Source organism: Lysobacter arenosi, from assembly GCF_016613475.2.
In the GTDB taxonomy this organism is placed as follows: domain Bacteria; phylum Pseudomonadota; class Gammaproteobacteria; order Xanthomonadales; family Xanthomonadaceae; genus Lysobacter_J; species Lysobacter_J arenosi.
In genome coordinates this window covers 2,551,465-2,564,843 of record NZ_CP071517.1, presented here as the reverse complement: position 1 = coordinate 2,564,843, position 13,379 = coordinate 2,551,465, and the positions used below count along the sequence as shown (strand labels likewise).

At 67.6% G+C, this 13,379-nt stretch carries 10 protein-coding genes and 1 pseudogene; 5 read left to right on the top strand and 6 right to left on the bottom strand.

Features of this window, described 5'->3' with window-relative positions:
• The first annotated feature begins 15 nt into the window (after nt 1–15).
• Nucleotides 16–930 (top strand): hydroxymethylbilane synthase, encoded by a 915-nt coding sequence (gene hemC, locus HIV01_RS11940; protein ID WP_200607379.1) that lies wholly within the window; start codon nt 16–18, stop codon nt 928–930.
• Nucleotides 931–934: 4 nt separating this feature from the next.
• On the opposite strand, the gene HIV01_RS11935 is transcribed toward hemC, so the two are convergent.
• The 6 genes from HIV01_RS11935 to HIV01_RS11910 form a co-directional block, all read right to left on the bottom strand.
• Nucleotides 935–1,597, bottom strand: coding sequence for a DUF481 domain-containing protein (locus HIV01_RS11935; RefSeq protein ID WP_200607377.1), 663 nt, complete (start codon nt 1,595–1,597; stop codon nt 935–937).
• A 106-nt stretch (nt 1,598–1,703) separates the two neighbouring features.
• The gene (locus HIV01_RS11930) at nt 1,704–2,693 is read right to left on the bottom strand and encodes a dimethyl sulfoxide reductase anchor subunit family protein (RefSeq protein WP_200607375.1); all 990 of its coding nucleotides are present in this window, start codon (nt 2,691–2,693) and stop codon (nt 1,704–1,706) included.
• Between the two features lie 23 nt (nt 2,694–2,716).
• Complete coding sequence (locus HIV01_RS11925) at nt 2,717–3,493, bottom strand: 4Fe-4S dicluster domain-containing protein (protein WP_280633564.1); 777 nt, start codon at nt 3,491–3,493, stop codon at nt 2,717–2,719.
• Nucleotides 3,490–3,726, bottom strand: coding sequence for a hypothetical protein (locus HIV01_RS11920; RefSeq protein ID WP_200607373.1), 237 nt, complete (start codon nt 3,724–3,726; stop codon nt 3,490–3,492). Before HIV01_RS11920 ends, HIV01_RS11925 begins: the two co-directional genes overlap by 4 nt.
• Nucleotides 3,723–6,578: a molybdopterin oxidoreductase family protein gene (locus HIV01_RS11915; RefSeq protein ID WP_200607371.1), complete on the bottom strand. Its 2,856-nt coding sequence runs from the start codon at nt 6,576–6,578 to the stop codon at nt 3,723–3,725. Before HIV01_RS11915 ends, HIV01_RS11920 begins: the two co-directional genes overlap by 4 nt.
• A 68-nt stretch (nt 6,579–6,646) precedes the next feature.
• Entirely contained in the window at nt 6,647–7,258 is a 612-nt protein-coding gene (locus HIV01_RS11910; protein ID WP_200607369.1) for a hypothetical protein, read from the bottom strand.
• A 201-nt stretch (nt 7,259–7,459) separates the two neighbouring features.
• Here HIV01_RS11910 and HIV01_RS11905 point away from each other — a divergent pair, with 201 nt between their 5' ends.
• From HIV01_RS11905 to HIV01_RS11890, 4 genes and pseudogenes are all read left to right on the top strand, one after another.
• The gene (locus HIV01_RS11905; RefSeq protein WP_200607367.1) at nt 7,460–8,428 is read left to right on the top strand and encodes a helix-turn-helix transcriptional regulator; all 969 of its coding nucleotides are present in this window, start codon (nt 7,460–7,462) and stop codon (nt 8,426–8,428) included.
• A 71-nt stretch (nt 8,429–8,499) separates the two neighbouring features.
• Nucleotides 8,500–8,835: a hypothetical protein gene (locus tag HIV01_RS11900; protein ID WP_245156789.1), complete on the top strand. Its 336-nt coding sequence runs from the start codon at nt 8,500–8,502 to the stop codon at nt 8,833–8,835.
• Between the two features lie 173 nt (nt 8,836–9,008).
• Nucleotides 9,009–11,126 (top strand): prolyl oligopeptidase family serine peptidase, encoded by a 2,118-nt coding sequence (locus tag HIV01_RS11895; RefSeq protein WP_207526945.1) that lies wholly within the window; start codon nt 9,009–9,011, stop codon nt 11,124–11,126.
• Between the two features lie 36 nt (nt 11,127–11,162).
• Nucleotides 11,163–13,311, top strand: a pseudogene (locus HIV01_RS11890) (S9 family peptidase).
• Nucleotides 13,312–13,379: the final 68 nt, after the last annotated feature.

Genomic DNA, 13,379 nt, shown 5'->3' with positions numbered 1-13,379 from the left:
GGCGATAATGTCGCCATGACCACGCTCCGCATCGCCACTCGCAAAAGCCCGCTTGCCCTGTGGCAGAGCGAGCACGTCGCCGACCGCCTCCGCGCCGCCAATCCCGGCCTGACCGTGACCCTGGTGCCGATGAGCACGCGCGGCGACGAGGTGCTGGACCGTTCATTGGCGGCGATCGGCGGCAAGGGCCTGTTCCTGAAGGAACTGGAGCTGGCGATGCTGCGTGGCGAGGCCGATTGCGCCGTGCACTCGCTCAAGGACGTGCCGATGGAGCTGGAACCGGGCTTCGCCCTGCCGGCGATCCTGGCGCGCGCCGATTACGCCGACGCCTTCGTCAGCAACCACTTTGCCGACATCGCGGCGCTGCCGCAGGGCGCGCGCGTGGGCACGTCCTCGCTGCGGCGCCAGGCGCAACTGCGCGCGCTGCGACCCGACCTGCAGTTGCTCGACCTGCGCGGCAACGTCAACACGCGCCTGGCCAAGCTCGACAACGGCGATTACGACGCGATCGTGCTGGCCTGCGCAGGACTGGAGCGATTGGGCTTTGACGACCGCATCCGCTCGCGCCTGCAGGCTCCGCAATGGTTGCCGGCGCCGGCGCAGGGCGCGGTGGCGATCGAATGCCGCGACGATGACGTCGCCACGCGCGAGTTGTGCGCGCAGCTCGACGACAGCGGCACGCGCGTGTGCGCCGAGGCCGAGCGCGCGATGAACCGCGCCCTGCATGGCAGCTGCCATGTACCGGTCGCGGCCTATGCGCAGCTCGATGGCGAACATCTTTACCTGGCCGGCCTGGTCGGTTCGGCCGCCGACGGCCGCGTCGTGCGCGCGCACGCGCAAGGTCGCGGCGATGCGCCGGAATGCCTCGGACTGGAAGTCGCGCAAATGCTGCTGGAGCAGGGTGCCGGCGAGTTCATCGCGGCGAGCTGAGGCCTCAGAACCGGCGTCGCAGTTCCAGCTTGCTCTCGGCGGTCTCGCTGCCGCCGCCGTTCTGCGTGTCGTGGCGGATCGCGAAGTCGCTCTCGAGCGACCAGTTCGGCCACAGGGCCACGTCCAGGCTCAACGACTGCTTGACGAAGGCCTCGCCGCGTCCGCTTTCGAACTGCACGCGCTGCGTCCACACCGCCCGTTCGCCGATCTTCTGTCCGAAGTTCAGCTCGCCTCGCAGCACCGGCCCGGCCTGGTTGATGCCGTCGTCGTACAGCGGCGCCAGCCGGTAACCGGCACCGAGGGTCAGGCCCAGCTGCGTCGGACCATCGCGCATCGCCTGCACGCCATAACGCGTGCCGATGCGGAAATCATTGGAGTAGTTGCTGCGGCTTTCGCGCGGCGTCGCCGGCGCGCTGAGCTGTGCGTAGCGCTGGCTGCCGGGCAGGCGGACCGACTTCGCGCGCGCGGCCGTGGCGGGAACGGTCGGCGTCGACGATGACGTCGCCACTTGCCACTCCTCGTCGCCACAGCGCGTCGAAAAACAGTACAGCCGCATCTGCGCCGGATCGCTCGCAATGGCGATCAGCGTCGGGTCGCCATTCAAGGCTGGCGAGGGCAGGGTGAGGATGGAGCCGCCCAGCAGGGCGAGTCCGAGCACACCAAGCATGGTCGGTCGCGGCAGTGGTGGAGGGACCGAATGATGCAGTGAAAGCGGTTACAGGTCCACCCGGCAGCGCGCAAAGTGCCGCGTGCATTCAGAAAACGCGCTGCGTTCAGTAATAGAGCGTAACCAGGTGCCGGGCCTGGGCAAAGAACAGCCAGCGTTCGACGAATGCGCCGAATAGCACGGACAGCGCCGCCAGCGGCATCGCCACCGCAGCGGCGGCGGGGAATGCCCACACCAGCACCGCCGCGATGACCGGCACCAGTCCGAACAGGATCAGCGCGATCGTGCGCAGCTTGTGCGCATGCTTGCGCGCCACGACGAAACCCATCTCGCGCGTCAGGTAGTTCTGCTCGCTGTGCGGCCGCTCGAACACGCTGACATCGCGCCCGGGCAGTCCCACCGCATCGCCGCGCGTTGCGGGCAGCGCCTGGCCGTCGATGTCGCGCCAGTAGCGGATCTTGATTGCCACCAGGACGACGCTGACGGCCGCGAGCACCATCGCCAGCGGCGCGAGTCCGGTTCCTGTGGCCTGTAACAGCGCAATCAACGATCCGACGATGGCCAGCCCTGCCTGCACCGCGAACCCGAGGTACGCCGGAACGACGAGCGTGTGCTGCCAGGCCGGGATCGGCTTGAGCGAGGCATAGATCATCGCCGTGCAGACCACGGTGACCAGCGCCAGCACCGTCGTGACGATCCCCAGCGCCGCCGCCGACATCGCGAATGCGTTGGCTTCGCGATCGCCGCCTGCCCATGCCCCCAGCACCAGCACGACCAGCGCCACGGCCGGCACATAGGTGGTCACGGCCAGCACGCCTTCGCGCGACAGCCACGACGTGCGCCATTGCGAGAACGCGCGCCAGGCGCGCATCGGCTTGCCGAGGTGGAAGGTGGAGCTGAGCAGGCCAACGGTGACGAGGGCCAGTGCCAGCAGCAGCGCCGACGCAAGCGGCAGCAGCATCGACGCCGCCGGTTCGTTGTTGCGCACCAGCAGTTGCGAGCCGGGACTTGCGAGCATCACCCCGATCAGCGCGAGCACGCCGTAGCCGGCGCCGGACAGCGTGGTGAAGAAGATGACGGAGAAGGCAGGATGCATGTTCAGTTCGCTTCAGGCGGCCATCAGCGCGACAGCACGCGGTCGACCCAGCGCAGCAATGGCGACAGCGCCGCCGTGTCGAGCGTTTCGGCCGGGGCCTGCGGCGCGGCCGGTTGTGCTTCGCCGGCGCGTCGCGGCCGCGGCGGCAGGTACTTGTTGACCGGTTGGTAGCCCAGCTGCGGCAGCAGGTCCAGCCCGCCGCGCTCGGCCACCAGCTTGGACACCTTCGACTCCGGATCGCCGAGGTCGCCGAAATGGCGGGCGCGGGTCGGGCAGGCTTGCACGCATGCCGGCTGGCGCTCGGCCTCTTCGAGGTTCTCGTTGTAGATGCGGTCGATGCACAGCGTGCATTTTTTCATCACGCCTTCGACCGGGCTGTACTCGCGCGCGCCGTACGGACACGCCCACGAACACAGCTTGCAGCCGATGCACTTGTCCTCGTCGACCAGGACGATGCCGTCCTCGGCGCGCTTGAAGCTGGCGCCGGTGGGGCAGACGGTGACGCAGGCCGGCTCTTCGCAATGCAGGCACGAGCGCGGGAAGTGCAGGGTCATCGCCGGCAACGGCGCGGCGCTGCCGCACGAACCGGGCTCGGTCGCCGCCACTTCGTAGCTGTGCACGCGATTGAACCAGACCCCGGTCGGGTCCTTGCCGTAGGGCTGCTCGTCGGTCAGCGGCGCGGCGAAACCGCCGGCGTTCCATTCCTTGCAGCTCACCGCGCAGGCGTGGCAGCCGACGCAGGTGTCGAGGTCGATCACCAGGCCCATCTTCTTCTTCGACGGCGGCGGCAGTCCGGTCATCGACGGTTGTCCTTGAGCAGCAACCACACGCCGACGGCGAACAGTGCGATCGAGAACGTCGTGCTCGGCAGCAGCCCCATCAACGTGGGAATCATCGAAGTGGATCCGGTCGGGGCGATGAACGGCAATTCGAACGCGCCGAAGCCGAGCAGCACCACCAGCGCGAAGCTGAGCAGGATGCAGGCCCAGCCGGCTATCAGGCGCAAAGCTTTCATCGGGGCCTGCGATTTCATTCGGATCGGTTCCTGCGGAACTGGGCGCCGTAGCGCAGCGGTTTGTCGTCGGCCTGGCCGAGTTCGAGCGGCGCGAACTGCGGTTCGCTGGTGCTCACGCCGGTGTCGGCCGCCTTGGTGATGCGCACGCGCAGGTCGAACCAGGCCGCCTGCCCGGTGACCGGGTCGGCGTTGGCGTAATCGCCGCGCGGGGTGATGTCGGAAATCAGATGATTGAGCAGGAAGCCCTGCCTGCCTTCCGGCGCGTCCTTGCCCAGGCGCCAGGCACCGCGGCGCTTGCCGATCGCGTTCCAGGTCCAGACCGTGTCGGGCTGGACGTTGGCGGCGAACTTGGCCTGCACGGTGATTGTGCCGTTGTGCGAGGTCACGTCGATCCAGTCCTCGTCACCGATGCCGTAGCGTGCGCCGGTTTCCGGATGCATGTACATCCAGTTGCGTGCGGCGATCTGGCGCAGCCAGGCGTTCTGCGAACCCCAGGCGTGGTACATGAACATGGGCCGCTGCGTGACCGCGCTGAGCGGAAATGCGTCGCGTGAAGTCTGCGCGCCTTCGAAAGGCTCGAACCATATCGGCAGCGGATCAAAGTACGTGGCCACCCGCTCGCGATGCTGATCAGGCGGCTGCGAGGGTCCATGCCCCTGCGCAGCCAGCCGAAACTTCTGCAGCGTCTCCGAATACAGCTGCAGCACGATCGGTTCGGCGTGGCCGAGGAAACCCATCCGCTGCGCCCAGTCCAGATACCCGCGATTGGCCATCTTGAAGTAGCGCGCGTCCTCGGGCACTTCGCTGCGCCAGAACCCGCCGTTGTCGATGTAGCGCTGCAACTGGTCGGGATTCGGCGGACCCTTGGCTTCCAGTTCGCCATCGGCGCCACGCCAGCCGGCGAGCAGGCCCACCCCCGGCGCGCGCTCGTGGCGGGTGATGTAGTCGGCGTAATCGCGGTACTTCGCCGAACCGTCTTCGTTGACCAGGCCGGGCAGGCCGATGCGCGCGCCCAGATCGATCAGCACCGACTGGAACCCGCGCACGTCGCGCCCGGGGCTCTGCTCGGCGGCATCGAGGACGGGATGGCGGATCGCGTCGGCGGCGCCGTCGGCATCGGAGATCGGCCGGTCGAGCAGGCTGATCGCGTCGAAGCGCTCCAGGTAGGTCGTGTCGGGCAGCACCAGGTCGGCGTAGGCGACCATCTCCGACGCGTAGGCATCAGCGTAGATGATGCGCGGGATGCGGTACTCGCCGGCTTCGTCCTTGTCGGTGAGCCACTGCATCGTCTGCGCGGTGTTCATCGCCGAGTTCCAGCTCATGTTGGCCATGAACATCATCAGCGTGTCGATCTTGTACGGGTCACCGGCCCAGGCGTTGCGGATGACGGTATGCATCATGCCGTGCGCCGACAGCGGGTACTCCCAGGAGAATGCGTGGTCGATGCGGCGCGGTTGCCCATTCGCGTCGACGACGAGGTCCTCGGGCGAGTGCACGAAGCCCAGCGGTGCCGCATCGAGCACGCCGTTGTCCTGGCGGCGCTTGCCGGGCCGGTTCGGCGGCGGGATCGGCTTGGGGAACGGTGGCTGGTAGCGGAACGAGCCCGGCGTATCGACCGCGCCGAGCAGCAGCTGCAGCAGGTGCAACGCGCGGCAGGTATGGAATCCGTTGCTGTGCGCGCTGATGCCACGCATCGCGTGCATCGCCACCGGCCTGCCGCGCATGGTCGCGTGCTCGCGGCCCCAGGCATCGGTCCAGGCGATCGGCAGCTCGATGGCGTGGTCGAACGCCGCTTCGGCCAGTTCGCGTGCGATGCGTCGGATGGTGTCGGCGGGAATGCCGCAACGTTCGCTGACCGCATCCGGCGAGTACTGCGGGTCGAGGTAGCGCTCGGCGACCAGGTGGAAAACCGGAACGGCGCGACGGCCATCGGCCAGCACGAACTCGCCGACCACGGCCGGCGACACGCCAATATCGTTGGCATTCGCCTCGGTCCCGGCCTGGCGATCCCAGCACAGCGCGTCGCCGTCGCCGTTGCGCGCGAACAGGCCGTCGTCGGGGCCACCGGGATTGCGCACCACCAGCCAGTGCGCATTGGTGTAGCGCACCAGGTAATCGAGGTCGATGCGATCGGCCTTGAGCAGTTCGTGGGCGAGGGCGAATGCGAACAGCCCGTCGGTGCCGGGGCGGATGCCGATCCATTCGTCGGCAATGGCGCCGTAACCCGAGCGCACCGGATTGACCGCGACGATCTTGGCGCCGCGTCCCTTGAGCTGGCCCAGTCCGAGCTTGATCGGATTGGAGTCGTGGTCTTCGGCCACGCCCCACATCATCAGATAACGCGTGTGCTCCCAGTCGGGCTCGCCGAACTCCCAGAAGCTGCCACCGAGCGTGTACAGACCGCCTGCGGCCATGTTCACCGAGCAGAATCCACCGTGCGCGGCGTAGTTGACCGTGCCGAACTGCTGCGCCCACCAGCCGGTCAGCGCCTGCGACTGGTCGCGGCCGGTGAAGAACGCCAGCTCGTCGGGATTGCGTGCGCGGATCGGTGCCAGCCACGAACTGGCGATGTCGAGCGCCTCGTCCCACTCGATCTCGCGGAACTCACCGCTGCCGCGCTCGCCCACGCGGAGCAGCGGCTTGTCCAGCCGTGCCGGCGAGTAGTGCTGCATGATCCCGGCCGACCCCTTCGCGCACAGCACGCCGCGATTGACCGGATGTTCCGGGTTGCCCTGGATGTAGCGGATCTGTCCGTCGCGCAGCCACACCTTGATGCCGCAACGGCACGCGCACATGTAGCACGTGGTGGTCCTGACCTCGTCGGCGGTCCGGGGTGACAGATCGATGGCTGGCTCAACGGGCGCGCGCATCCGGGCATTGTGCCTGCGACGCCACAGGCAAAGCGACCGTTCATGGCAAGCGGCCGGACATCACCCGATCATGGGCGGCACAGCCGCTTCTCGAATTCGAGTTGTTGCTGCAATGCCGCACTGTCACCGGCGGCGGCGAGTTCGCCGATGTTCCTGCGGTTCTCGCGGCAGGGCGCGCCCGCATCCTCCGCGCCGAACAGCTTGCCGACACTGGCGACCACGCCGGCAACGCCGGTCGGTGGTGGCTTCATGCGGAAGCGGCCTGCGCCGGCGCCGGGCAGGGCGGCAACGCGATCGGCCAATGGATCGGCGGCCTGGACGGAAGCCGCACCGAGCTGATCGCGTGCCTGCATCAGGTACACCGCCGACATCGGGCGGGCCGACTCTGGCGTCGCCTGTGGCGTTTCGGTGGTGACGATCGCGGGCGCCTTCGCCGACACGGCAGGCGTGCGGCGCGTTCTCGCCGGGTTGTTGACCCGTTCGGGGCGGACAATCGGTTCCACGGCCTTTGCAGGCGCCTTGTGGCGTGGGACCCAGACGATCTGCAGCGGTTTGTCGACGGGCGGGGGCAGCACCGGGCGCATCGCCCGCGACAGGCCCCAGACCAGGGCCGCATGCACCACTACCGTAATGATCAATGCCAGCGCGGCTTCCAGCCGCTGTCCCCTGGTCGAATCCATTCGGCCCCCTGTCGCTCCGGCGGCAGTATGGTCAGCAGGCGGTTAAGCAAGAGTTATCGAGGTAAACCGGCGCCGGCACCCGCCAGCGGCCGATGGCGAGGTGGCGCCGACCTTGACGGCAGGCCCGGTTGTCGCGGTCCGTGCTGGCGGCGGATGCGCCGGCAGTGCGATCCTTGCACCTGTTTCCCTGCCGCCAAGCCAATGGAACGCATCGAACGCATCCACTCCCTGCACCGAATCCTCAGCGCTTCGCGCTACCCGGTCACGGTGCAGCGTCTGCAGGAGGACCTGGAGTGTTCGCGCGCGACGGTCTACCGCGACCTGGCTTACCTGCGCGACTACCTGATGGCACCGGTGGTCGGCAACGGCGAAGCCGGCTTCCGCTACGACCACAGCGAAGGCGAGCGTTTCGAACTGCCGGGCCTGTGGCTCAGCTCGGAGGAGCTGCACTCGTTGCTGGCCGCGCAGCAGCTGCTGGTGCGCAGCGGTGGCGGCGTGCTGTCGAATGCGCTGGCGCCGTTGCAGCACCGCATCGAAAAGCTGCTCGACGAGCACGCCGGCGGCCGCCGCGTACCGGTCGAGCGCGTGCGCGTGATTCCGCACCGCACCCGCAAGCTCGATGAAACCTCGTTCCGGATCGTCGCCACCGCGGTGCTCGATCGCAAGCAGTTGAGCTTCGAATATCGCGCTCGCTCCACCGACGAGCAGACCCGGCGCCTGGTCTCGCCGCAGCGCCTGACCCATTACCGCGAGAACTGGTACCTCGATGCCTGGGACCACAACCGCGAAGCACTGCGCAGCTTTGCCGTCGACCGCATCAGCGCGGCCAAGCTCGGCGAACAGCCGGCCCAGGATGTCTCCGACGAACAGCTCGACAGCCACCTGGCCTCCAGCTACGGCATCTTCTCCGGCACGCCCAAGGGCTGGGCAACGATCCTCTTCAGCCCCAAGGCCGCGCGCTGGGTGGCCGACGAGCATTGGCACTCGCAGCAGCAGGGGCGCTACCTGCCCGACGGCCGCTACGAGCTCAAGGTGCCCTACAGCGCCGGCCGCGAACTGCTGATGGACGTGATGCACTACGGCAGCGATGCCGAGATCGTCGAGCCGCCGGTGTTGCGCGAGCAGGCGCGGGCCCTGCTGCAGCTGGCGCTGTCGAACTACGACCGCTGAGGTCGCCGTCAGTCGCAACCCCTGAGACCCCGCCCCAGCACGCTCGCTCCATCGACCCAGGAGCCAGCGCCATGAACCGTCAAGACCGCATCCCTGCAGACACCACCGGCCAGGACGTCGAGACCATCGGACCCGGCCTGGACGACCTGCTCCGCCATGCCGTCGCCATCGGCGCGGTGCTGGTGCTGCTGATCCCGGCCGCGCGCGGTTTCAGCGACACCCTCGGCTGGATGCCGCTGTGGCTGCTGGCGATGCCGCTGTGTGCCTGGTGGGCGCTGCACCGCTTCCGCCTGCCGGCCGACGAGGCGGGTGCCGAAGTCCAGCCGCGACTGCGCCGCCGCAGCGGTGAGCAGGCCCGCCGCCGGCGCACGGCCAGCCCGCGCCGGAAGCACTCGCAAGCCGCCTGAGCGGGGCGCAAAGGCAAGGGCAGGGGGGCTGACGGCACCGCCGTGCGTTGGCTTTCGGCACGGTGCCCGCCGCGGGCCTTGTGCTAGCGTTTGGCCCAGCATCTCCAACTGCATGTCCGTCGCAGCGCCACCGGCGCCGACCCCACGCCAACCCGCCAAACCACGGACCGCCCATGCCGACGCTGACGCAGGCCTGTCATACCTTGTTGATCACCGCAGGACTTGCCGCCTCGTCGGCCGTGGGCGCCGCCCCCAAGGAATCCCCCAACGTGTCCGATGACCCTTATGCCTGGCTCGAGGATGTCGAGGGCGAGCGTGCGCTGACCTGGGTCAAGCAGCACAACGCCCAGTCCGAGGCCGAGCTGACGACTACGCCGCAGTTCAAGCAGCTCGAATCCGACATCCGCGCCATCCTCGACTCCGACGCCAAGATCCCGGGCGTGGAGAAGATCGGCGACCACTACTACAACTTCTGGAAGGACAAGCAGCACGAGCGCGGCCTATGGCGCCGCACCACGCTGGCCGAATACCGCAAGGACAAGCCGGCGTGGGAAACCATCATCGACCTCGACGCGCTGAACAAGGCCGAGGGCGAGAACTGGGTGTGGCACGGGGCCGACTGCCTGAAACCTGACAACGAGCGCTGCCTGATCGCGCTGTCGCGCGGCGGCGCCGACGCCGATGTCACGCGCGAGTTCGACCTCACCACGAAGACCTGGGTCGAAGGCGGCTTCGTCCGTCCCGAGGCCAAGGGCGGCCTGCAGTGGATCGACCGCGACACGGTGTATGTCTTCACCGATTTCGGTGCCGGCACCATGACCAGCTCCGGTTACCCGCGCATCGTCAAGGAATGGAAGCGCGGCACGCCGCTGGAGCAGGCGCGCGTGGTCTACGAGGGCCAGGCGAACGACATGTACATCGCCGCCAGCCACGACCATACACCTGGCTTCGCACGTGACTTCGTCAGCCGTACGCTGGCCTTCTACAACGACGAGCTCTACCTGCGCGATGCCGACGGCAAGCTGCGCAAGGTCGACGCGCCGAACTCGGCCAACAAGTCGGTCCACCGCGAGTGGTTGCTGCTCGAGCTGCGCGATCCGTACAGCGCCGGTGGCCAGACTTACGCCGCGGGCAGCCTGATCGCCACGCGCTTCGACGATTTCATGGCAGGCAAGCGCGACTTCACCGTGCTGTTCGCGCCGAGCGAGAGCACATCGCTGGCCGGCTTCAGCTGGACGCGTCACCACCTCGTGCTCAACGTCCTCGACGACGTCAAGAACCGCCTCAGCGTGCTCACGCCCGGCGACAAGGCCTGGAAGCACAGCGAGTTCACCGGCGCACCGGGCTTCGGCACGCTCGCCGTCTCCGCGGTCGACGAGGACGACAGCGATGCGGTCTGGCTGACCGCCACCGACTACCTCACCCCGTCCACGCTGTCGCTGGCGCAGGTGGGCGAGCGGCCTGAAGTGCTCAAGACCATGCCGGTGTTCTTCGACGGCAGCAACAACCTGATCGAGCAGCACTTCGCCACCTCCAAGGATGGCACCCGCGTGCCGTACTTCCTGGTGCGGCCGAAGAACCTCAAGCTCGATGGCAAGGCACCGACCCTGCTGTACGGCTACGGCGGCTTCGAGATCTCGCTGACGCCGGCCTATTCCGGCAGCGTCGGCAAGGGCTGGCTCGAGAAGGGCGGCGTCTATGCCGTGGCCAACATCCGTGGCGGCGGCGAGTACGGCCCGCGCTGGCATCAGGCCGCGCTCAAGGCCAATCGCCACAAGGCCTACGAGGACTTCGCCGCGGTCGCGCAGGACCTGGTCGCGCGCAAGATCACGTCGAAGGAGCACCTGGGCATCCAGGGCGGCAGCAACGGCGGCCTGCTCACCGGCAACATGCTGACCCAGTACCCGGAGCTGTTTGGCGCGGTCGTGGTGCAGGTGCCGCTGCTCGACATGAAGCGCTACAGCCACTTGCTGGCCGGCGCGTCGTGGATGGCCGAGTACGGCGATCCGGATACCGCAGACTGGGACTACATCCGCACGTTCTCGCCGTACCACCTGTTCGACGCGAAACGCGAGTATCCGCCGGTGATCTTCATGACCTCCACCCGCGACGACCGCGTCCACCCGGGCCACGCCCGCAAGATGGCGGCGAAGATGCTGGAGGCGAACAAGGACGTGCGTTACTACGAGAACATCGAGGGCGGCCACGGCGGTTCGGCCAACAATGCCCAGGCCGCGCACATGAGCGCGCTGGCGTTTACGTTCCTGTGGAATGAATTGAGCCAGCAGTAGCCGACCCATTGCGTCGTCCCCATCCGGACCCAATCTATGAACCCGACTTCCCTCCTGCTTTCGGCTGTCCTGACCATGACCCTCTCCACGCCCACCGTCGCCGCGACGGCCGCCACGCCCCCCGACGCCGCCAAGAAGCCGCACGTGGTCAAGGCGCCGCACGGCGCGCAGCGCAACGACGAGTACTACTGGCTGCGCGACGACAAGCGCAAGAACCCGGAGATGCTGGCGTACCTCAATGCCGAGAACGCCTACGTCGACGCGCTGATGGCGCCGCTCAAGCCGCTCGAGAACAAGCTGTACGAAGAGATCGTCAGCCGCATCAAGCAGGACGACAGCTCGGTGCCGTACCGCGAGCGCGGCTATTACTACTACAGCCGCTTCGAGACCGGCCAGGACTATCCCATCCATGCCCGCCGCAGCGGCAACATGGACGCGCCGGAGCAGGTCCTGCTCGACGTCAACGCGATGGCCAAGGGCAAGGACTACTTCAGCGTCGGCGACTACGAAGTCAGCCAGGACAACCAGATCCTGGCCTGGGCCGATGACGCCGTGGGCCGTCGCCAGTACACGATCCGCTTCAAGAACCTCGCCACCGGCGAGGTCTATGCCGACGAGATCCCCGGCGTGTCGCCCAACATCGTCTGGGCCGACGACAACCGTACCCTGTTCTACGTCGAAAACGATCCGGAAACCCTGCTCACCGTGCGCGTGAAGAAGCACGTGCTCGGCACGCCGGCGTCGAAGGACGTGCTGGTGTACGAGGAGAAGGACGACAGCTTCTACATGGGCATCGACCGCTCGCGCGACGACAAGTACATCTGCATCGGCGTGGAGAGCACGGTGTCCAGCGAGATGCGCTGCGCGCCGGCCGCCAACCCGGATAAGTTCGCGGTGCTGGCACCGCGCGAGCGCGACGTCGAGTACCAGGCCGACCACCTCGACGGCCGCTGGGTGATCCGCACCAACGCCGACGGCGCAGCCAACTTCAAGCTCGTCACCGCGCCCAGCGATGCGACCTCACGCAAGCAGTGGAAGGACTGGATTCCGCACCGCGAGGACGTCTTCGTCGAAGGCTTCGAACTGTTCGACGGCTTCACCGCCGTGGCCGAGCGTTCCGACGGTCTCGAGCGCCTGCGCCTGCTCAAGAAGGACGGCAAGGAAGAATTCGTCAAGGCCGATGAACCGGCCTACGCGATGGGCCTGTCGGTCAACTCCGAGCACGACACGCCGTGGCTGCGCTACAGCTACACCTCGCTGACCACGCCGGGCACCACCTACGAGGTCAATGTCGAAACCGGCGAGCGCAAGCTGCTCAAGCGCGACCCGGTGCTGGGCTACGACCCGGAGAAATACGTCACCGAACGCGTCTGGGCGACCGCCCGCGACGGCGTCAAGGTGCCGGTGTCGCTGGTCTACAAGAAGGGCTTCGAGAAGAACGGCAAGGCGGCGATGCTGCAGTACGCCTACGGCAGCTACGGCAGTTCGACCGATCCGCGCTTCAACGGCCCGGTGGTGAGCCTGCTCGACCGCGGCATGGTCTACGCCATCGCCCACATCCGCGGTGGCCAAGGAAATGGGCCGCAAGTGGTACGACGACGGCAAGCTGTTCCACAAGAAGAACACCTTCACCGACTTCATCGACGTGACCGGCGACCTGGTCAAGCAGGGCTACGCGGCCAAGGATCGCGTCGCGGCCTACGGCGGCAGCGCCGGCGGCCTGCTGATGGGTGCGATCAGCAACATGGCGCCGGACCATTACCGCGTGATCCTGTCGCAGGTGCCGTTCGTCGACGTGGTCACGACGATGCTCGACCCGAGCATCCCGCTGACCACCAACGAGTACGACGAGTGGGGCAACCCGGAGAAGAAGGAGTACTACGACTACATGCTGTCGTACTCGCCCTACGACAACCTGTCGAAGCAGGCCTATCCGGCAATGTTCGTCGGCACCGGCCTGTGGGATTCGCAGGTGCAGTACTGGGAGCCGGCCAAGTACATCGCGCGCCTGCGCGACCTCGATGCCGGTACGCAGCCGATCGTGTTCCGCACCAACATGGACGCCGGCCACGGCGGCAAGTCGGGCCGCTTCCGCCGCTACCGCGAGTTGTCGGAGATGTACGCATTCATGCTCGATCAGCTCGGCCTGGCGACTGCAGGAACGACCGCAACCGCAGCCAAGTGATGCCTGCCCCCCTCTCCCGTTCGCGGGAGAGGGTTGGGGTGAGGGCGGACCGCCGTCCTCACCGCGCA